Origin of the sequence: Clostridium beijerinckii, assembly GCF_018223745.1 — a bacterium.
Taxonomy (GTDB): domain Bacteria; phylum Bacillota; class Clostridia; order Clostridiales; family Clostridiaceae; genus Clostridium; species Clostridium beijerinckii.
The window spans coordinates 3,249,925-3,272,941 of the sequence record NZ_CP073653.1; the positions used below are offsets into that span (position 1 = coordinate 3,249,925).

Below are 23,017 nucleotides of genomic sequence, written 5' to 3' on the forward strand. Positions count from 1 at the left end.
TTCTGTTTTAACAATTAGCCTTTCGTTCTCTAGCGCCTCGTTTTAAATATCATCTCTTAATCATATTTTTTGCTTAAAGATTCTTATATACTTCTGCTAAATGCTTTGTTAACTTTGTATTTTCTCTATAATCAACCTGACAATCAATAATTACTGGCACATCTTGCTTAAAGGCTTCCTCTAAAATTGGTATTAAGTCTTCTGACTTTTCCACTCTATATCCCTTTGCATACATACTTTCGGCCATTTTAACAAAGTCTGGATTTGTAAATTCTACATAGCAGCTCTTACCGTACTGATCCTCTTGTTTCCATTTTATTAACCCGTAATTTCTATCGTTAAAAATTAAAACGACAATCGGAGTACCTATACGAAGTGCTGTTTCTATTTCCTGATTATTCATCATAAAACCACCATCACCAACAATTGCTAAAACTTTCTTGCTAGGATTTATTAATTTTGCTGCAATTGCACCTGGAACTCCTATTCCCATTGTTGCAAAACCATTAGAAATTATACAGGTGTTTGGCTCATAGCAATTATAATGCCTTGCAATCCACATCTTATGCGCACCAACATCTGAAACCACAATATCATGGGGTCCCATTACTTTTCTGACATCACTTAAGATTTTCTGAGGTTTCATTGGAAAACTTTCATCTTCTGCATAGATTTGATGTTCATTAACCATTTTTTCTTTGATTTTTAGTGCATCAACTGGCTCTTCTTTTCTAGATGTTCTTCTCATTATATTATATAAAGCATCTGAAATATCACCAACTACTTCAACTATTGGCTGGTAAAGCTTATTGATGTGTGATGGTCTTGTATCAACATGAACAATCTTAGTATCTCCATTTACATTCCATTTTGCTGGTGCATATTCTACGATATCATAACCAATTGTGACTACTAAATCAGCATCCTCAATAACTTTATTTACATAATCTTTCTGCGGAATTCCTATTGTCCACATTGAATATATATTATCAAAAGGAATTATTCCTTTTGCCATCATAGTATTTATTACTGGAATCTTTAAATTACTTGCGAATTCTGTAACTGCTTTTGCAGCATTATTCCGAATAGCTCCACTTCCAGCTAATATAACTGGATTTCTTGCTTTAAATATCTCACTTGCAGCTTCCTCTATTGATGCTAAGGCTGCATATTCTTTTGGTGGAATTTTCTTTTCTAATGGTTTTTCACAAATACTTACAGGCATCTTTGAAATATTTACAGGTAAATCGATATGACAGGCTCCAGGTTTTTCGCTTTCAGCATATTTGAAAGCGATTCTTACAATTTCATTTACTGTATCTGGTCTAACAATTTGCTTACTTCTCTTAGTAATTGGTTCAAACATTTTACAAAGATCTAAAAATTGATGCGATGTTATATGCATTCTTTCAGTTCCAACCTGTCCAGTAATTGCAACTACAGGGGCACCATCGCTATGTGCATCTGCTACTCCTGTTACTAAATTAGTTGCCCCTGGACCAAGTGTTGATAAGCATACTCCTGCTTTACCTGTTAACCGTCCATATAAATCAGCCATAAATGCAGCCCCTTGTTCATGACGAGTCGTAATAAACTTAATACTTGACCCTTCAATAGCATTCATTACTTCTAAGTTTTCCTCTCCTGGAATTCCAAAAATATATTCTACTCCTTCTGCTTCCAAGCATTTAACTAACAGCTGTGCTGTATTTAATTGAACTTTTTCATTTTTTTCTGTCCCCATAATAAACATCCTCTAATCTATATATTTTAGTATTATGCTTAATGCATTAATATTTTCTCAAACATCATACTTCAATTAAAAATATTTTTCCAACAACTTTTTTCCTATTTAATTACAATAAAATGGTTGTGATAAAATGAGGAAAATCAACTAATTTATTTAACAACTGTTTTGTTGTAGTTGTGCAACAAAAAATTTGTTTGAATGATATTTAGAATAATGATAAAATTGTTTTGGTAAATATGTTTAATCTTAAATAAATTCTTGAAAAAATTTATTTTTTTATGTAAGATTATAATCAAATAGCAAGACAATGGAGTCATTTATTAAAATGGCTCTTTTTTTATTCTTTAGGAATTTATATTCCAATAAAATCTGAGGATAATTTAAAAAAGGTTGATTGACTAGTTTTTGTATTTTAAAAAGAATAAAAAAGAAATCTTATTCGCCTGCCAAATTTTTCTCACATGCGTTCGAAAAGGCAGATGCGTGAAAAAATCTCCGGCTCCACAGTCGCCTGCGATTTTGTTCTATTTATTCTTTTTAACTTACAGATGTTAATAAAAAACTTAATATAAGAATTATTTTAAGGGGAAATAGTTTGTTGCTTACTCCAGATGACAATCCAATTTTAGAATCTTTTATTTAAGGACTTCTATATAATCTACAAATAGAAAAAGACAGATTACTTTACCATAAGCATTAAAATGGTTCCTATGTCAAGGACATTTTGAAAAAGGCTAGGCAGCTATGAGCTGGTTTCTGTATTGTACAGGAGCCAGCTTTTTAAGTCCCCACTGATATCTATAATTATTATAATACTCCATATAGTTATCAATTGAAGCTTCTAATTCTTCAAATGTTGAACAACTTTTTAAGTCAATTTCATCTTTCATATGACCAAAAAATGATTCCTGCGGGGCATTATCCCAACAATTTCCGCGCCTAGACATAGACTGACCAATTTTATATTTTTTAAGAAGTTTTTGAAATCTAGGACTAGTATAATGAACTCCTTGATCCGAATGAATAAAGGCATCTTTATTTAGTAAATTTTTGTGATTTTTCATCAACTTTTTAATAGTTTCGGTAGCTATATCTAATGTAAGGCTATTGGAAAGCTGATATGAAAGAATTTCATTTGTTGAAGCATCTTTAATAGTTGACAAATAAGCCCTATTGGATGCTCCATATGTTAAATAAGTTATATCTGTTAATAAAACTTTTCCGACCAAATCTTGCTTGAATTCTCTATTTAAAATATTAGGTACAACAGTATGCTCATGAGTAGCTTTCATCATTCTACGATAAGGGTTAGCTTTTCTAATTGGGCACTCAATATTATATTTTCTCATGATTCGTTGTATACATTTTCGATTTATTATAAGATTAAATTCATTCTCTAACACCATTTTTATAGAACGAGAACCTTTCTTGTAGCCCCTATGATTAAATGCTTTAAGAATGATATCCTTCAATTCTAAATCCTTTTCTTCTCTACGATTACGTTTGCCTGTTGATTTTAAATAATTATAATAGCCTGATCTAGATACTAAAGCTACTTCGCATAAATGTGAAACCATATTTTTATAGTTATATGTCAAAATTATATGTTGTATTATTACAAAGATTGATGATGCACTTAGTTTACTATTTTTCACCTGCCTTTCTTGCAGCTCGATTTTTTTTAATAGTTCTGCCTCAGCTTTCCAATAAGCAATTTCTGCATCCTTTTTGGCTATTATTTCTTCAACGGTTAGTTCACGTTTAAGTGGACGACCACTGTTTAATTTTCTAGAATCTCTTAGACCAAGCTCTCCTGATTCATTATAAGCATTACGCCATCTTTTACTTGCACACCAAATTCTATTATTTCCAATAACATCTATATCAAATTCAGCATCTTGAAAAATATGAATAGGTAGTTTTCCCTTGCTACGCTCAGCGATAAACAATATTTTAAATTCATCTGTATATGTAATTCCACGTTTACTTACAGATTTAACATATCTATTTTTTGATAAACTTTTAATTTCTTCATCTGAAAATAATTTTTTACTCATTCTTTTCACAACCTTACTATATTTCTTCTTATCTTTTATTGTACAAAAAAAGAACCTATTGAAATAGTCTTTTTTTAGTGTCTATTTCATAGGTTCCATTTTACATAATAACCTGTCTTAAATTTATTTTATTTTACTTTAATTTAATTAAATCAATCCATTCTTTTCTAGAAAATCTACAGCAACATCTTTAGGATCTTTTTTTAATTCATCTACTTCATAGTTTAATTCGCTCATTACATCATTATTAAGTAAATCTCCTACTCCCTCTACAAGCGGTTGTATTTCAGGATATTTCTTTAATGTCTCAGCTCGTACAACTGGAACCGCATAATATGGAGGGAAGAAGTTTTTATCATCTTTTAAAACACTTAAATCATATTTTTTTAATAATCCATCTGTTGAAAATGCATCTATAACATCACTTTCTTTATTCATTAAAGCTGCATATCTTGGACTACCATCTATGCCCACGGTATTCTTAAAATTCAAATTATATTTTTTAGATAAACCTACTAGTCCATCTTCCCTATTCAGGAACTCTAAGGTTGTAGTTGCAGTAATGTCATTTGAAACTTTAAATAAGTCACTTATTGTTTTTAAATTATATTTTTTAGCAGTTTCTTTTGTTACAGCAAGTGTATAGGTATTATTAAATCCCATTTGTTTTAATACTTCTATATTATACTTATCTTTAAAATCTTTTTTTACTGTATTATAAACTTCTTCTACATCTGATATTGGTTTATACTTTAATTCATCTCCATAAGCTGTACCTGTATAATCTACAGACATGTCAACATCACCATTTTTCATAGCTGAAAATATAACCTGAGTACCACCTAATGCAAATTTACGATTAACTGAAATATCTGTTTTTCTTTCAATAAGCTCTGACAATATATTCCCTAATATTTCTTGTTCTGTGAAGTCTTTACTTCCAATTGTAATAACTTTTTTATTCGAAATTCTGTGAGATATCCCAGTTACAACAAATATTCCAACAAGTATACATGCAGTAGCTGCTAATATAGTCTTTTGTATTTTTCTAGCTTTGATTTTTGCTTCTTTAGATTTATTATTAGACTTTTGTAAACTGATTGGTGTAACAAGTTTTTCTACAATACTAAATAGCCCATCTACTACTAATGCCAATATACATGCTGGAATTGCTCCTGCTAAAATTTGATAATTGTTAACAGTTCTTATACCAGAAAAGACTAAATATCCTAGGCCACCGCCTCCAATAAATGCTGCCATAGTCATAAGCCCTACTGCTGTAACTGCTGATATTCTTATTCCTGACATTATTACTGGCAATGCTAATGGAATTTGAACTTTAACTAAAACTTGAAATTTAGTAAGTCCTATTCCCTTAGAAGCCTCTATCATATCTGGATTAATATTATCAATTCCTGTTGTTGTATTTTTTATTATTGGCAATAATGAATATAGTACTACCATTACAATTGCTGGTGGCGTACCTATTCCTAAAAACGGTATTGCAAATCCCAGTAACGCCATGCTTGGAATCGCTTGTACAACACTTGCTATTCCTAGAATTGGCTTATTTAGTTTTTTCACATAGCTTGTAAGAATTCCTAGAGGCATACCAATTATTATTGCAATACCAACAGATAATGCTGTAAGTTTAATATGCTCAAAAAGTAATGAAATTATCTGCTCTTTTGCTGTAAAAATGTAATTTAAAAATTCGTTCATATTATTTCACCTCTTCCGTATCTAAAAACTGACTACTTAGAGTTGTTACTAAGCTACTTTTCGTAATTATTCCTTTTAGAACTCCAAAGTCATCAATAACAGGTACTTGTCCTATTCTATGTTCCTTTACAAGTTCAAGAATATCTATAATAGAATCATCAGGCTCAACGCTTATAAATTTATTAGTCATTATCTCTTCAACCGGAATATTTCTATCAGTTTTATTTTGAATCTGTTTTGCTGTAATAATTCCTAAAAGATAATTTTCTTTATCTATAACCATTAAGCTATCAACTTTTGAACTTCTCATTTTTTCAATACATCTTAAAAGCGATGCACTTTTAGAACAAGTAACAGGATGATCAATCATTATATCCTTAGCTCTTATGAATTCTGGCGAAGACCATATTCTATTCTTACCAATAAACTCATCAACAAAATCATTTATAGGATTTTTAAGTATATTTTCTGGAGTATCATATTGTATAATCTCGCCTTTATTCATTATGCAAATTTTATCTGCTATTTTTATTGCTTCATCCATATCATGAGTTACAAACACAATAGTTCTTTTTAATTTACTCTGTAAATCAATTAATTCTTCTTGAAGCTGAGCCCTAGTAATTGGATCTAATGCACTAAAAGGCTCGTCCATTAAAATTATTTCTGGATTAGTAGCAAAGGCTCTTGCAACTCCTACTCTCTGCTGCTGCCCACCACTAAGTTCTGTTGGATATCTATCTAAAAAGTCATTGCTATTTAAACCAACCATATCCATAAGTTCAAGAGTTCTTTTTTCTATACTTGCTTTATTTAACTTTTCAACTTTAGGGATCATCTCAATATTTTCTCTAATTGTTAGATGCGGAAACAATCCTGTCTGCTGTATTACATATCCAATATTTCGTCTAAGTTTTATCACATCTTTTGATGCAATATCTTCTCCATTAATAAAAATCTTACCTGACGTTGGCTTAATTAACCTATTTATCATTTTTAAGGTTGTGGTCTTTCCACATCCACTTGATCCTATAATAGCAACAAGCTCTCCTCTATTTATCTTTAGTGTAATATCCTTGAGTATTGTTTTGTTTTTAAAATCTTTGCGAATATTTTTAAATTCTATCAAAAATTCCACTCCCTTTCTGTTAACAACTTTATATCTATATACAAGTTGTTACTTTTTATAGTTTTAGTAACAACTTAATTGTAATATAAGGTTGTTACTTTTGTCAAATTTGAACTTTTTTGCTTTTTGTGTTATAGAGTTTCACATTTAAAATTTGAAATATTACAAAGATTAAAATTAGATACATATTAATAAACTCCAGTTTCATAGCATTCAATGGGCATTGGAAGTGAGTTGTTATATATTTAATTTTGATTTGGATTCAGATTTTTCACGCTAAAATTATAACGGGTAATATACTAACCATTTTTATAATCTAAATGATTAATATATTACCCGTTGCAAATTAATTCAGAAATATTATGGATATAAGAATTTATTTACTCTCTCATAGCAGCTTTCATCACCGACAAAATAAAAAATATCGTTATCGCGTAACACAGCATATGGTCCTGGTGACATTTCTAGACATCCGTTTCTCTTGATACATACAATTGTTGCAGAGGTATTATGCCAAAAATTAATTTCAGCTACATTTTTATCTATGTATGGCGTTTCCTTAGTTATACGTATCTCAAATGGTATGAATGGATTTATGGACTTAAATCTATCAGTCCTATCTAACAAATCAATTATTTGTTCTCTTAATAAATCATTTTCTTTTTTCTGCTCTTCTAATTTATCTAATATATCGTTTCTTAAATCATTAACTGTCTTAACATCATTATACTGCTTTATAAACTTTATAGCATTTTCAGTTGATTTTATTATTACACCACTGCCCTTATTGGTATCTACAATATCCACATCAGCAAGTATTGCTATAGCTCTTCTAGCCGTTTCTGCTGAAACTCCATATTGACTTGCAAGTACAGAACGTGCATATATTTTTTCACCAACTTGATAATGTCCACTTGCTATTTTTGAAGCAATATCTGTGGCAATCTGCTGATAAACAGGACTAACTATTCTTATTTTTTTTTCCATCTTTTCTTCTATCCTCTTATTAAAATTAGATTTAAATACCTTTGAAAATATTAAAGAATACATTCAAAGGTATTTTATCATATATTTTTATTTTCTGCTATTCTTCTTAACTTATCATAACCTAACTTCATATAATTTATGACATACTGAGAATCAAAACATTATAAATCTTAAAACCTAAATAACAAAAATTTTTCATAACTACACTATTGAATTTCATTTAAAAATCCTAAATTCATACCCTTGGTTCTTTAAATACTCTATTATTCCTGGTAATGCTTTAGCTGTTTCTTCTTTACCATATGTGTCATGCATTAATAGTACTACTTTTGTCTTGTTTCCAACAGTCTTCTTAACCTCTTCTGTTAATTGATCTGCATTTTTATGAGGACCTTCTGCATCTTTTGATAATGCATTCCAATCTACATAATGGTAATCTTTTTCCTTCATTATTTTGTCTACTTCTCCAGTATTTTTCCAAGACATATGTCCCCCTGGAAATCTAATAGCCCTTGTAGAAAAATCTTCTCCTAACACTTTCTTTAAAGACTCATTAGTTTTATTAATCTCCGACATGAAGTTATTTGTGTTGACACTTCCATTGGGATATAAGTACTTGTAATTATGTGAATACGAATGATTTCCTATAGCATGTCCTTCTTCAACTTCCTGCTTTAGCAAATTTTTATTAGTTTCACTTTGATCTATTGCTTTTCCAAGAACAAAAAAAGTTGCTTTTACATTTTCGTCCTTAAGAGTCTTTAATATTGATGGAGTATTAGTTTCAGATGGTCCGTCATCAAAAGATAAGTAAACGACTTTTTTACCATCAGTATCTTCAATTTTCTGCCCTTTCGCTTGTTGAGTTAAAAATTTCTCTACAGATGCAACATCATCAACATTAGAATCACTTTGTACTTCAGCGTTTGTATCGTCTTCTTTGGTTTTATTAGCTTCATCATCTTGCTTTGACACAACAGCCTCATTAGATGCAAGTGCTTGTACATTCTTATCCTTTGAAAAAAATTTATCATCTATTATAGATGTAGCCAAACCTCCTAATGCCACAATTATAATAGTTAAAATTAATATTTTCTTTCTTCGTATGCGAACATTTCTGTTATATCTGCTATATCTGTAATTGTTTCTCATTTCCTTATCCCCTCGTATTTCTTATTATGTATATTATAAAAATAATCCTTTATAAATAATTCTAAAATATTGCAAGCATTTTAGCTGCAATTGTGAATTGTAAAATATGCATTGTGAATTACGGCATATATAATATCTTTCCATGATTATCATTTAACTACTAAAAATTATACCTCATTATATGAGAAAATTGTATCATATAACAATAATCGCCAAAATATTTTTTATTTCGTGCAAAAACCAACACCTCAATAACCCATATCAATATTTTAATTTAAAATACTTAATTATTTGTAACAAAAATATTACAATTTATTAACTTGGTTATTTGCCGTAATATATTGCAAGAATTTCAACCTTAATTGTGAATTTCAGCATATATAAACTGGCTATAATTTATAGCGTATAGCTTACCGAAATGAATAATATGCTTTTGTTCCAGTTTCTATGTAATTTTGATGGGTGATTCTAAGGTATAAGGTTGAACCCCATTTCTACATGCTCCAAAAACAAGTTTAAGACAAGCAGAAATGTGTTCAACTAATAACCATCACAACTCAATATCAAATGCCTCTTTTACAAACATGTATCTAATTGCTAGTATAATTCATAAAGAATAAAGTATATGTATGTCTTTTTGGGTAGATGTCCATATACTGCATAAAATAGAAAAGTAGCTGAAATAACCTATTATTTTTTAAGTTATTCCAACTACTTTCTAAACTAATCCTATGTTATTTAGTTACATTTCCATATATAGATAAACAAATTAAGAATTTGATTTATACTTTGCAATAAATACCATACTAGAAAGTAGAAACATTTTTATGCAGCAGGCATTGAAAATGAGCTGTTAAAAGCTCTTAATTGTAGGTTGTTCAACTAATGCTTGTCACAATTAAATTGGGAGCAAGCATTAGTTGTGCAACCTGCAATTTAGCAATTTCAGCGAAATTTTCATAGTCCTGTGAAATAACAATGTTTCGACTTTCGGCGGGTTATTGCATAAGTCTAAGCTATATATTGTTTATCTATATAATTCAAAGTACCGCCACTACTATTAGTTACTGCTAAGTACCCAAGGTTTTTCAATACTATTTTTTAATATATTGTAAGTATTGATAAGATTCATTAGTGAATTATCTAAATCCTTACTCTTTAGAAGTTCAGCTTTAAAGTCATTTTCAGTTATTATTCCTAAATCTAATTTTGCTTTTAAAGACCTAAGCTTTGTATTATTAGATATAATCTGTTCATTTAATCTTTTTATTTGATTTTCTAAGTCACACACTGTTGAATAATTCTCTTTTAAGACATTTTTAAGACTTTTCTTTGAATCATCTAATTTAACCTTAGCTTCTGCTAAACTGTATCTACCTTCTAAATAGGACTGATAATTATTAAATGCATTTAAGTATTGCTGCACATAGCTAACAATGGCTAAACAATATTCCTGAGTATTAAAAGTTTTGTTGCCATCACCATCAATCTCATAATAATCATTTTTATTAACCTTCACTACTTTATTTTCATAGTAACTAAGTTTATTCATATCCTCTTCTCGTAGCCCATGCATATAATCATCAGTAAGTTTAATAATTTCATAATTATACTTTAAATAACTATCTATTTTATCATCTAAATATTCATCTAGCGAGCCATCTATTTTTAATATTTCATAACTAATACTTGAATCCAATGTATAATCTGATAAATTTAGATTTGTTAATACTCCTAAATAATCTAAATTATTTTTTAATGAGTTTTCTTTAGCCTTTATCTCATCTTGTGCCTTATTCAGTTCAATCTGCTTGTCATCCAACTGATTAGGAATCGCAAGCCCTACTGAAACTTTCATTTTTAAAGCATCTAAATCATTATTTTTGATTTCTAAGCCTGTTTTCAATTTGTCTATATCAATCTTTTTTAAGATGATTGCATTATACCTCTTTGTAACATCATTTGTTATTTGATCATGCAAAAAAGCTTCAGACTGAGCCGTTTGTTTCTTTTGAAGTTTAAGCTTATCAGATGGAAAGTCATCTACTTTATCATTGCCGGTCTTTAAATTGTTATCATCGGAGAAATCATCTTTTTCATCCTGAAGATCCAACTTATCATCATACAGTTTCAATTCTTTTTCTTTCAAAGCTAACTTATCACTATTATCAACAGCACATTTTATAAGCTCATCTAAAGTGATAACTTTCTTTGTTTTAGTAGTTTGTCCATTTAAAGTATTAGTGTTTTCACCTGATGTACTTGAATTTAATACAATAGAATTATTTTTATCTGACACTGTTTTCGCATTTTCAGCTGCAAAAGCAGGAATAATCGCTCCATTAATCATGCTAACTGTAATCCCAGCCGCAATTACTTTATTTATCTTCTTATTCATTATTATTCACCCACTTAATTAATAATTTGATTTGCTACTCTTTCATATTTCTTATACTCAATTTTTTCATGTCTATAGCTTGCTCATAAGCACTCATTAATGAGTTAAATATTTAAAATTAGAAATATCTCAAATAGAGAAATTGGATACACATAAGTTCTCATTGAATAACACTATAGATAAACAACTTAAGAATTTGATTTATACTTTGCAGTAAATACCATATTAGAAAGTAGAAACATTTTTATGCAGCAGGCATTGAAAATGAGCTGTTAAAAGCTCTTAATTGTAGGTTGTTCAACTAATGCTTGTCACAATGAAATTGGGAGCAAGCATTAGTAGTGCAACCTGCAATTTAGTACTTTCAGCGAAATTTTCATAGCCCTGTGAAATAACAATGTTTTTACTTTCGGCAGGTTATTGCATAAGTCTAAGTTATATATTGTTTATCTATATATAGATAAGCCAATTATAAGTTAGATTTATACTATGAAATATATCCCAACTAGAAATGGGTAATATACTTTTGTGGAATGTTTCATTGGTAATTTTGATGGATGTGATTCTTTGGCTATAAGTTGTTCCAAATGTGCTAGTTCAAAGCTTGTTCTTTGAGGCTAGCACTTTGGGTGCAACTTTATAGACTTAGAATCACCCATCAGAATTACCTAGAAACTGGAACAAAAGTATGTTATTCATTTCGATGAGGCATACACATAAGTTCAGGTCTTAGTTTGGATATCTATATTTAACACAAATTATTCATTCTCGCCTTCATTAATAATTTCCTCCTCCTTTATTTCTACTTCTTTATTCTCTAGAACAATTTCATTTTCAGGCTTTTTGTCTACTTTGTACCAAGAAGCATAAATAACTGGAAGTACAAACAAGGTTAAGATAGTTGCAACAAATAGTCCTCCACTCATTGCCACTGCCATAGGACCCCAAAAAGTATTTTTAATTAATGGTAACATCCCTAAAATTGCAGCTACAGCAGTTAAGATAATTGGCCTAAATCTTAAGATAGTTGAATCTATAATGGCTTCACGGATAGATTCTCCAGTCTTAATATGATTTGCAATTTGATCAACCAAGATGACAGAATTTCTTATGATTATACCCATTAGTGCTAAAATACCTAACACTACGACAAACCCCATTGGACTGTTAAGCATAAGTAAAGCTAATGTTACCCCAATTATTCCAAGTGGTGCTGTAAGTAAGGTCATTATCATCTTTGGTACGTTTTGGAGTTGAAGCATCAAAAGAATTACCATTAAAACTATCATAATAGGAGCAACATCTCTAACCTGAGCTAATCCTTTATTACTTCTTTCAAGAGCTCCCCCCATATCTATGCTGTATCCTGAAGGGAGGGTCTTTCGTAAATCTTCAAGCTGATTGTATATATTTGTTTCTGCATCATTTCCTGTTATGCCTGGTAATACTTCTGCTTGAACTGTTATAGTGGGTTTCAAATCTCTTCTTACTATATAGCCATCTTCAGCATCATAATTTATTTTAGCAATTTGATCCATTGGTATAAAACCGCCGCTTGGTATTGGAATATTTATATTCTTTATATAACCAAGATCATTAATATTAACTGAATCCATTTTAACTATTATATCTACAGTCTTATCATCTTGTCTAAATTGAGATGCTGTAGTGCCGGATAATTGTCCTTGCAAGAATAGTGAAATTTGTTGACTGTCTAAACCAAGTGCCCTAGCTTTATCCTGTTCCACTTCAATAGACATTGCTTTTGTTTTTTCAAACCAGTCGAAATTAATATTGTATAATTTCTGATTAGATGCCATAGCATCTCGTACTTTTCCTGCAATTTCACGTACTTTGTCATTATCATAACCTGTAACACGAAACATGACAGGATAATTACTAGGAGGACCATTTTGGATAACCTTTATATGACTTTGAATATTTTCAAACCCGCTATCAAGCAATTGCTGAACATTCTTATTTACCCTTTCTCTTGATGCAATATCTTTCGTCAATATAACAAACTGTGCGACATTGCTATTCTGCGATGCAGGCTCTAAAGATAAAACAAATCGTGGAGCACCTCTTCCAACATAATAAGAATAATTAACGATGTCTTTATTTCCTTTTAAAGCTTCTGATAGACGATCTGCAGCTTCTTGAGTTGCACTAATTGATGAACCTTGTGGTAAAGTCATATCTACTAAAAGTTCAGGCCTTGTTGCCGCTGGGAAGAACTCTTTTTGAACATAATGTGAAAGTGCATAACCAGAAGTACAAAACAATATTAGTGTTGTTGTTATTACTAATTTTCTATGATTTAAGCACCAATTTAAAACGCCACGAAATTTATTATAAAACTTGCTGTCATATACATCAGATTTTTTATTTTCATTATTTTTAATCTTTATTAAATCAAAACCTAATACTGGAACAAAGCAAACTGAAACAGCCCATGAGAAAAGTAATGATATAGTAACTACAGTAAACACGCTTCCAGTGTATTCAGATGCACTTCCCTTGGAAAAGCCTATTGGTGTAAAAGCAGAACAAGTGATCAATGTACCTGTAAGCATAGGAAAAGCTGTTGATGTAAATGCGAAACAACCTGCTCTAAACCTATCCCATCCTTCCTCAAGTTTAACTGACATCATTTCAATTGCTATAATTGCATCATCAACCAATAGTCCCAGTGCAATTATTAAAGCTCCAAGTGATACTTTGTGAAGTGGGATCCCTAAAAAGTACATTCCAACAAACACTCCTGCAATAACCAGTGGAATTGATATTGCAACTACTAATCCTGTCCTGAAACCTAAGCTTACAAAACTTACTATCATTACAATAACAAGCGCTAAAACAAAAGTTTCTAAGAAATCATTAATAGAATCTGTAACAGCCTCAGGCTGATTAGCTACCTGATCTATATTTAAGCCCAGAGGTAAATCGTTTTTAATCTCATCTAGTGTTTTGTCTAAATTTTCACCTAAGTTTAGAACATTTCCTCCCTTCTCCATAGAAACTGCGATTCCTATCGATTCCTTTCCATTAAAAAACATTTTAGGATCTGGAGGATCTGAATAACCTCGTGTAATACTTGCTATATCTCCTAAACGAAATGTTTGATTACCTGCTTTAATTGGTAGGTTTGAGATATTGTCAACATTATCAAACATTCCACTTACTCTAAGATAAACATTATCTGTTGATGTCTGAATCATTCCAGATGGTATAACAGAATTCTGTGTCTGTAGAGCACTGCTGATTGTATTCGGACTAATACCAAGCTGCGCCATTTTAGTATTTTCTATCTGAATAGATATTTTTTCTGTTTGAACACCTATTAAGTCAACTTTTTTAACATCTTTTACATTTAATAAAGTCCTACGAATATTCTCTGCTTTTTCTCTCATTTCTTCATAAGTATAGCCATCAGATGTTAATGCATAAACACAACCATACACGTCATCATATCTATCATTGAAATTAGGGCCAACTATATTTGATGGTAAACTACCTTTCATATCATTAATGTCATTACGAACTTCAACCCAAGTGTCTCTAATTCTATCTGAAGCCACGTCATCTTTTAAATCAATGAAAATAACTGATCTACCAGGAAAAGAGTAACTTTTTATATAGTCCTTATTAGATATATCTTGAAGTCTTCTCTCTATTTTATCTGTAACCTGCTCTTCAACCTGACTTGCAGTTGAACCTGGCCAAACGACAGTTATGTACATCTCACGAATAGTAAATTCAGGATCTTCATTTCTTCCAAGTTTAGGATAAACAAAAATCCCAGACACAATTATTGTAATAGCTAAAAAATAAACCAGTTGTTTTCTATTAAGACACCACTCTGTCAGATTGAAACCCTTCATTAATTATCACTCCCTACTCTTACGTCCTGACCTTCGCGTAGTTTGGTAATGCCAGCTGTCACCACTACATCTCCTTCGCTTAAGCCATCACTTACTGTAACCTGATCACTACCGAAATCCTTTACTGTAATATTTTTCAGGGTGACTGCATTATCTTTAACAACCCAAACAGCAGGAGATGAATCTGGCTGATATACGGCTCCAAGTGGCATCCATATTTGACTTGATGAGTTATTTTCGTTAATAGACACACTAGAAGACATTCCTATTTTTATGTTAGGAGGTGGATCTATAAGATTTATTCTAACTCTGTAAGTACGTGATGCATCATTAGCTACTGGAGAAATTTCTCCTAAAGAGCCTTTCAATTTAACATCTGATAAAGCCGAAAAGCTTATATTGATTTCTTTAGCACTTTTTAATTGGTCAATTCTATTTTCAGGAACGTTAATTTCTACTTCTAATTGATTATTCTGAACTAGTGTTATAATCTTCTGCCCAGGTGTGACAACTTGTCCTTCTTCAGCATCAATACCACTGATTACTCCAGATTTATCAGCACATAATTTACAATAATCCAGTTGATTTAAACTTTGAGTATGCAATGCATTGGCCTGTTCTAATGCATCCTTCGCTGTTTCATCAGCATTCACATAATTATCATATTCTGCCTGAGATATAAATTTAGATTGATAAAGTGGCTCATATCGTTTCAAATTATCTTCAGCCAGTTTATATTTGGCTTCTGCTAGTGAAACTGCCGCTTCAGAATTTTTTACTGCTTGTTCAATATCTCTAGAATCAACTTCCATGAGAACTGCACCTTGTTCTACCTTATCTCCAACTGACACATTTTTTTTAATAATCTTTCCTCCTACTTGGAATGCCAGTTGACTTTTATAGTGAGGTTGGACTACTCCTGAATAGACATATTCTGAATCTTTATTGGATGTTGAGATCGTTAGAGTTTTTACCACAGGAGGTGGCAAAACGGTTTCTTCTTTCTTTGAATTTGTTTTCACTACTTTAAAAACAAAAAAACAAATAGCCACTATTCCGATAACCAGTAAAAACTTTTTTATCATCTTAATTTTCATTGTAAAGCACCCCTTTTAAATTTTCTTGATTGCATCTTCAATCTTTCAATCAAATTACATCTTTAATCACACAACACGGTGTTGTATAATTAAATTATAACTGATATGAAACTTTCATCAATCAACAAAATAAACCCAAGTGTTGGAAAGAAGGCGATAGTATGAATAAACAACCTGAAATTACCGAACAAACAAAAAGAAATATTATAGATGCATTTTGGAAGATTTTAAAAAAGAAAAGATTAGATAAAATAACAGTAAAAGAAATAGCCGATGTAGCCGGCTATAATCGAAGTACATTCTATGCTTATTTCACAAGTGTAAGTGATATACTTGAGCAAGAAGAAAATATTTTACTTCATTATATACATGATAATGCAAGCAAAATATTGTTTCCTCACTTAATTAAAGGTTTAAGACCTAAAGCTTCTGATCTATATTTCTTTACTAAAAGTGAACATTTGAAAATTTTGCTCAGTGAAAATGGTGATCCTAAATTTAAAGGAAAACTAAAAAAGACAATTGTTCCAATTGCCTTTAATGCATTTAACTTACCTAAGGATAATATTCACGCTGAATATCTTTGTGAATTTTGTTTTTCTGCAGTAATATCAACCATAATCCATTGGTATGAAAATCAGGAAATCGAAATAGATGAATTGTTCGATATACTTTGGACAATGGTTACAAAAGGTGTACTATTTGAATATAAAAAATTAATATAAACCATACATACTTAGCTAAAACATTAAACTTAATAAACTATGCATAATTTCTTCTACTTCTAAAGAAACTATGCACAGTTTTGACTTTACATTGATCATTCCTATTCTTAAACATAGAGTGTTAAAATTGTAGCCAAAATTAAAACTCTTCAATAATATTAAAGCATTTTTTTATATCACGCTCTCCTTTTGCTACCACATCACTTAGCAGCCAGGTATTTTCCTCTGCTTTTTGAAACTTCCAATATTGTTCAAACTCCTTAACTTTATTGTTTCCAAAGAGAATCTCTCCATCTGTTTCATCTACAACATAATCCTTTGCATTATATTTAATGACGAACCAGACTATATCTTTATAGCTATCATGATGATGAATAAGTCCAACTGGCTCTGCTTCTATAAATTCAAGTTCTTCAATTATCCTTCCAATATTCTCAAAAGAGTATCTTTTACATTGTGATTGCAGCCCATCATAAAACTCGGTACTCATATATTTTTGGCACATTTCAAAATTCATGCGTTCCAATGACTCAATTACCTTAGAAAATGCTTCTTTTACAGTGCTTCTAAGAAAAGCATAAGAAATATTTTTAGGATCTTTCTTTATTGTATTTATAAATTCATTTGTTTTCTTCTTTTTCTTATTCATCTCGTTATTGTATATAAGATTATTAATGCAATAATCATCCAGCTTTAAAATATGAATAATAATTATTACAAAACTTAAACCAACTAAAAAAGCAGATTTTATTGGAAATTCTCCTCCATTATGATACCCCTTAATAATATCAGGCAATCCTAACTTATTTAAAAGTGCTATTAACGTAATCATCACAATAAGAATTTTAGTCTTAAAAAAGAATAGATCCGTCATAGCTTCTCTATCATATCTATTACGCTTATCAGTAGCCATATTTAAATAATACAAAGTCTCAGAGTCATTTAACATCTGAACTATCTTCTTAACATATTTACTGCGCTTATTTGGCTCTTTAAATATTTCCCACATATTATTCCCCCTGAATATATATAAGTTTATAAATTCCAAAATACTATCTTCATTAAGGAACTTCTTATTAAAATAAAATTCATTTTTTATTAGCTTCTAAAAATTCTGCTTGAGCTGTTTTTTATCCTCAAAATATAATAAATTCATATAGTTTTGTTATTGAGGGCAACCCAATATAAATACTAGACAAAGCTCATCCATTTTTTCTTCCAAATTCACATTTGTGTAAGCACATTATAGTATTCTCAATTACACTATTTTCATATAATAATTATAATATTAATTCCAATATTATGTATATAGCTAAACAAATATAGGGTATATTCATTTAAAATCTATTATTTCTTATAGCCTCAATATACTACATTTTATAAAGTAATATGGTTCTTGTTTAATATAAATTATTATATTGTTAAATTTCTTTATTTGTAACTTTTTAATTTTTTTCATTGTTAAAAAGTTTTATTGGAAAAAGAAAATATCCTACATTATCAAGTTACATATAAAGATACTTGTAACTCGTAAACTTAAATGTTATAATTCATATATAAGTTACACATTTTATATTTTGTAACTCACAACTTTTAACTATGATAACATATTCAACTTGAAAGGTGGAATTTAACATGCGTATTTTTGTTACAGGTGCTACAGGATTTATAGGATCTAAAATCGTTAAAGAATTACTTGATGCAGGACATAATGTAATAGGACTTACTAGGTCAGATGCATCAGCTGCATCACTTACTGCTATTGGAGCTACCGCCCATCATGGCTCTTTGGAGGATCTTGACAGTCTTCGCAGTGGTGCTTCTTTATCAGACGGAGTAATTCATGCAGCCTTTGATCATGATAATTTTATTACTGATTTTGAAGCTTGCTGCGAAACTGATCGTAATGCTATTGAAGCACTAGGCTCTGCACTTGCAGGAACTAATAAACCATTAGTAGTTACATTTGGAACTGCAGGCATCAAGCCTGGCGATGTCGTAACTGAAGATGATAGAGCTAGTGAGAGTTTAACCGCAGGTCCTAGAGCGGCTTCAGAAGCATTGGCACTTTCGCTAGCATCTAAAGGCGTGCGTGTGTCAGTAGTTCGTCCTGCACCAATAGTATATGGTGATGGTGAAAAATATGGCTTGGTTACTATACTTATTGAAATAGCTCGCAGTAAAGGCTTCTCTGCTTATGTAGGCGATGGCTTTAACCGCTGGCCAGCTGTTAACAGACTTGATGCTGCAAAACTTTATAGACTAGCACTAGAAAAAGCATCAACCGGATCAATATTTCATGCAGTAGCTAACGAAGGTGTACCTATGCGCGAAATTGCAGAAGCTATCGGCCGTCGTCTTAGTGTACCAACCAAATCAATATCTCTAGAAGAGGCAACTAACCATTTTGGAGCTCTAGGACAGCTTATTGCTGCAGATATTCCAGCATCCAATGCTTTAACTCAAGAAAGACTTGGATGGAAGCCAGAACATTTAGGACTAATTAAGGACATTGATAGAGCTTAGTTCTTTATATATTTTTTAAATATCCTCTCAATTAGAGATAAAATAAAGAGCCAAGTAAAAACAATAGTTAAAATTGTTTTTTGCTTAGCTCTTAAATAATTTATTTCATTTTAATCCAATTCTTATTCAAATACAGCCGCTACATCATTTAAGCATTTTGTAATTTCTATATGTTGTGGACAATGTCCTTCACATTGCTTACATCCTATGCAATCAGAAGCCTTTCCATGCTCTTGAGTTAAATTATTATAGTAGACCTGTGAAATCCCAGGGCCAAATTGTTTATAGTTATTATATAGAGAGAAATATTTTGGTATTTGAATATTCTTTGGACATCCATCTACACAATACTGACATGCAGTACATGGAACTGCAATGCTACTATTAATAATATCTGTAGCTTTTTTAATAATTTCTTTTTCTTCATCATTTAAAGGCACAAAATCCTGCATATAACTTGTATTATCAAGAAGTTGTTCCATATTTGACATTCCACTTAATACCATCATTATTCCTTCATGACTTGCTACAAATCTTATTGCCCATGATGGCACAGACATATCTTTATGGTATTCTTTAAACAATTTCTCTGCTTCTTCTGGTACATTTGCAAGAGTCCCGCCTTTAATTGGTTCCATAACAACAACTTGCTTATTATGTTTTCTTGCAACTTCATAGCATTTTCTAGATTGAATACTTTCATTGTCCCAATCAATATAATTAATTTGTAATTGAACAAAATCTACTTCTGGATGAGCAGTTAAGATTTCATCTAATAAATCTGCATTATCATGAAAAGAAAAGCCCATATTTTTTACTCTTCCTTCGTCTTTCTTTTTTTGAACAAATGCAAAGCTATCGAACTTTTGAGCATTTTTATAATTTGATACACCTAAGTTGTGAAGGAGATAATAATCAAAATAATCCACACCGCATTTTTCTAATTGCTCGTCAAAAATTCTTTCTTGATCTCCCTCTTTTTTCAAAAACATAGTTGGTAGTTTTGATGCTACTGTAAAACTATCTCTCTTATGACGTTTTACTAAAGATTCTCTCAAAGCAATTTCACTCTTAAATGCATGATACATATACGCTGTATCAAAATAAGTAAAGCCCCTTTCCAAAAAAGTATCTACCATTTTATTTAACATTTCAAAATCGATACTTTCTTGATTTTCTTGATCTTTTAGCGGAAGACGCATAAATCCAAATCCTAATTTTTTCTTCTCCATCTCTTCGTTTCTCCTTAACTCTTTTAAAATAGTAAATTAAATTGTAATTTTCATGCCCTCATTCATAAATTGAATTAAATATTTAAGTAATTCTTATTACAAACTAAATTCTACTACTTTGAGTGGACTCTAAGTCAAGTATTTTTTCACTCTCCCCCTAAAATGAAAAAGTAACTTCTTGATTGCAATACTAAGTTCATTTTACGCGAAGTTAACGCCGCATTTTCAGAGACTTCCAAGAATCAAAACCTACTTATTTACTTAACGTTATATTTAGAGGTGTATTCCTCCACGCTTATAGATACCCAATTTAAGAATTTGACTTATTAGATAAATATGTTTATAAAGTTTTCAAAACTTTAAGTTCATATCTTCACTAGAAATCATAAATATATTTGTAACCACAAGGGTCATAATATGGAGAAAACATTTGAAAATGAGCTGCTAATATTCTTAGTTGTTGGTTGTTCCACTTTAGCTTGTCATACTGAAAGTAGGAGCATGCTAAAGTGGTGAAACCTACAACTTAGAATTTTAAGTGATATTTTCATAGCTTTTCGGAACAAAATATTTATGATTTCGGTAAGTACCACATAAATCTAGCTTTAAATTTGGATATCTATTCACCCCAACTATTTTTGCATATCTTATATATTTCATATATTTCTTCATCAGTATACTTTTCAAAAACATGTTGATTCCAATCCCATCTACTATTTTGCACTCTATAATTTCCACAACAACTTATTTTAGGATGCTCCATTACATTTAAATTTGGGTCCGTTCCTTTAACTAAAGAAATTAAATCTTTTTTATCTAAATCAAGCTTCAAATCCATATCTCCTTTGATTTCATTACTTAATTATATTCCTAATAAATTATTATATTCACTTATCTTTTAGTATCATTTTTTATACTATGTTACAGAAAAGTGCGCTCTTATATAAACTGGTTGATTATGTTATAAATATATTATAGAAATATCAATTTAACTTTCTCCGCAAGGAATAAAATAAAATATATGAATTAAGGGGGACCTTTAAAATGACAAGACAATCTTTATTAATAAAACGTTATGATAAGTTAAGCACAAAGGTAATTGAGGCTTTGAAAAAGCGTCATTTTGATGCTTTTTATTGCAAGACTAAGGACGAAGCAGTTCAGCAAATTTTGGATTTGATTCCAGAAAACCATGTTGTGTCTTGGGGTGGCTCTGAAACCTTAACTGAAATTGGCATAAAAGAACTTGTAAAAGAAAAATGCTATCAAGTTATAGATAGAGATACTGGAAAGAGTCCTGAAGAACGAACAGAACTTATGAGAAAAGCACTTTTATGTGATACATTTTTAATGAGCAGCAATGCTATAAGCGAAGACGGTCAGCTATTTAATATCGATGGAAATGGGAATCGTGTAGCAGCCATGATTTTTGGACCTAAAAGCGTCATAGTTGTAGCTGGAATGAATAAAGTTGTGAAAACTCTTGATGATGCAATTCAAAGAGCTAGAACAATTGCTGCACCATCAAATATGCAGCATTTTCAAGATATGAAGACTCCATGCTATATAAATGGCAGCTGTGGAGACTGTCTAAGCCCAGATTGTATTTGTTCGCAAATGGTAACAACAAGAACTAGCAGGCCCGCAAAAAAGATAAAGGTTATACTAATTGGAGAAGACCTTGGCTTTTAAGCAGAGAACCCGAATCTGTGATTCGGTGTGAATCGCTTACTCAGCGAACGTATGTAAGTCGAGTTTCCTTTTAAAATTTCTCTAGAGATCAATAAATATGTTTGCTTGGAATGGCTATAAAAATATCGCTGAAGATAGTGAACTCACGGTTGTGGTCACTTAAACATGCTCCCGCCTTGGGTGTGACAAGTCAAAGTGTAACAACCATAAGCTAAATATCTTTAGCAGCTCATTTTCAAATTCCATTCTCCATATTATGACCCTTGTGGCTACAAAAATATTTATTTGTTACGATATAGATAATTGTTTTGTTAAAGAAATTATTAACTATGTTACAATTTTTTATGCATACGGAAATCGATAATGTTTTCCAATTATTCTGTGGTCGTACTTCGAACTATATGTATATTTTAGTCTGTATTTTAAATTAGTGTTGAAAGTTTACAGTTAGCTTATCTATATAAAGGCATAAAAAATAACAAGTTCCCTACAATTGTAGAAAACTTGTTATCTTTATATAGTTTATTTAAATAGGTTTAATTCACAATCCAAAAATAGTAAATCAGTATGCAGGTGATTTATTATTTTCTCATGTGCCTAATGTGAGGGCATTTTAATTAGTCTTTTTCATATAGTTTATTTAAATAGGTTTAATTCACAATCTGA

Annotated in this window: 15 protein-coding genes; 3 read left to right on the forward strand and 12 right to left on the reverse strand. The window is 30.7% G+C overall.

Translation table 11 applies throughout. The annotated features are described in order from the left end of the window. Positions 1 to 73: 73 nt before the first annotated feature. The 9 genes from KEC93_RS14610 to KEC93_RS14650 form a co-directional block, all read right to left on the reverse strand. Positions 74 to 1,744: an acetolactate synthase large subunit gene (locus KEC93_RS14610; protein WP_077869639.1), complete on the reverse strand. Its 1,671-nt coding sequence runs from the start codon at positions 1,742 to 1,744 to the stop codon at positions 74 to 76. Positions 1,745 to 2,484: 740 nt separating this feature from the next. Beyond that, on the reverse strand, positions 2,485 to 3,807 hold the full coding sequence (locus KEC93_RS14615; protein ID WP_077870076.1) for an IS3 family transposase: 1,323 nt from the start codon (positions 3,805 to 3,807) through the stop codon (positions 2,485 to 2,487). Between the two features lie 147 nt (positions 3,808 to 3,954). Next, positions 3,955 to 5,529 carry an ABC transporter permease/substrate-binding protein gene (locus KEC93_RS14620; RefSeq protein ID WP_077869823.1) on the reverse strand — a complete coding sequence of 525 codons (1,575 nt, stop codon included), beginning with the start codon at positions 5,527 to 5,529 and terminating at the stop codon, positions 3,955 to 3,957. A gap of 1 nt (position 5,530) precedes the next feature. Then, entirely contained in the window at positions 5,531 to 6,658 is a 1,128-nt protein-coding gene (locus KEC93_RS14625) for an ABC transporter ATP-binding protein (protein ID WP_041896471.1), read from the reverse strand. A gap of 360 nt (positions 6,659 to 7,018) precedes the next feature. After that, complete coding sequence (locus tag KEC93_RS14630; protein WP_041896469.1) at positions 7,019 to 7,645, reverse strand: GntR family transcriptional regulator; 627 nt, start codon at positions 7,643 to 7,645, stop codon at positions 7,019 to 7,021. A gap of 216 nt (positions 7,646 to 7,861) precedes the next feature. Beyond that, entirely contained in the window at positions 7,862 to 8,797 is a 936-nt protein-coding gene (locus tag KEC93_RS14635) for a polysaccharide deacetylase family protein (protein ID WP_077869822.1), read from the reverse strand. Between the two features lie 1,060 nt (positions 8,798 to 9,857). Then, entirely contained in the window at positions 9,858 to 11,195 is a 1,338-nt protein-coding gene (locus KEC93_RS14640) for a hypothetical protein (protein WP_039768759.1), read from the reverse strand. A 758-nt stretch (positions 11,196 to 11,953) separates the two neighbouring features. Continuing rightward, positions 11,954 to 15,079 carry an efflux RND transporter permease subunit gene (locus KEC93_RS14645; protein ID WP_077869821.1) on the reverse strand — a complete coding sequence of 1,042 codons (3,126 nt, stop codon included), beginning with the start codon at positions 15,077 to 15,079 and terminating at the stop codon, positions 11,954 to 11,956. After that, positions 15,079 to 16,056 carry an efflux RND transporter periplasmic adaptor subunit gene (locus KEC93_RS14650; protein WP_242960342.1) on the reverse strand — a complete coding sequence of 326 codons (978 nt, stop codon included), beginning with the start codon at positions 16,054 to 16,056 and terminating at the stop codon, positions 15,079 to 15,081. Before KEC93_RS14650 ends, KEC93_RS14645 begins: the two co-directional genes overlap by 1 nt. 281 nt (positions 16,057 to 16,337) lie before the next feature. On the opposite strand from KEC93_RS14650, the gene KEC93_RS14655 reads away from it, so the two are divergent. Then, positions 16,338 to 16,901 carry a TetR/AcrR family transcriptional regulator gene (locus KEC93_RS14655; RefSeq protein ID WP_077869819.1) on the forward strand — a complete coding sequence of 188 codons (564 nt, stop codon included), beginning with the start codon at positions 16,338 to 16,340 and terminating at the stop codon, positions 16,899 to 16,901. 139 nt (positions 16,902 to 17,040) lie between these two features. Here the strand turns inward: KEC93_RS14655 and KEC93_RS14660 are convergent, their stop codons facing one another. Then, positions 17,041 to 17,910 carry a Tim44 domain-containing protein gene (locus KEC93_RS14660; RefSeq protein WP_077869818.1) on the reverse strand — a complete coding sequence of 290 codons (870 nt, stop codon included), beginning with the start codon at positions 17,908 to 17,910 and terminating at the stop codon, positions 17,041 to 17,043. Positions 17,911 to 18,536: 626 nt separating this feature from the next. On the opposite strand from KEC93_RS14660, the gene KEC93_RS14665 reads away from it, so the two are divergent. Continuing rightward, positions 18,537 to 19,427 (forward strand): SDR family oxidoreductase, encoded by an 891-nt coding sequence (locus KEC93_RS14665; protein ID WP_077869068.1) that lies wholly within the window; start codon positions 18,537 to 18,539, stop codon positions 19,425 to 19,427. A 122-nt stretch (positions 19,428 to 19,549) separates the two neighbouring features. On the opposite strand, the gene KEC93_RS14670 is transcribed toward KEC93_RS14665, so the two are convergent. Further along, complete coding sequence (locus tag KEC93_RS14670; protein WP_077869067.1) at positions 19,550 to 20,659, reverse strand: aldo/keto reductase; 1,110 nt, start codon at positions 20,657 to 20,659, stop codon at positions 19,550 to 19,552. Between the two features lie 619 nt (positions 20,660 to 21,278). Beyond that, on the reverse strand, positions 21,279 to 21,491 hold the full coding sequence (locus KEC93_RS14675) for a hypothetical protein (protein ID WP_017212936.1): 213 nt from the start codon (positions 21,489 to 21,491) through the stop codon (positions 21,279 to 21,281). A gap of 212 nt (positions 21,492 to 21,703) precedes the next feature. On the opposite strand from KEC93_RS14675, the gene KEC93_RS14680 reads away from it, so the two are divergent. Continuing rightward, positions 21,704 to 22,351, forward strand: coding sequence for a lactate utilization protein (locus KEC93_RS14680; RefSeq protein WP_023975401.1), 648 nt, complete (start codon positions 21,704 to 21,706; stop codon positions 22,349 to 22,351). The last annotated feature ends 666 nt before the right edge of the window (positions 22,352 to 23,017 follow it).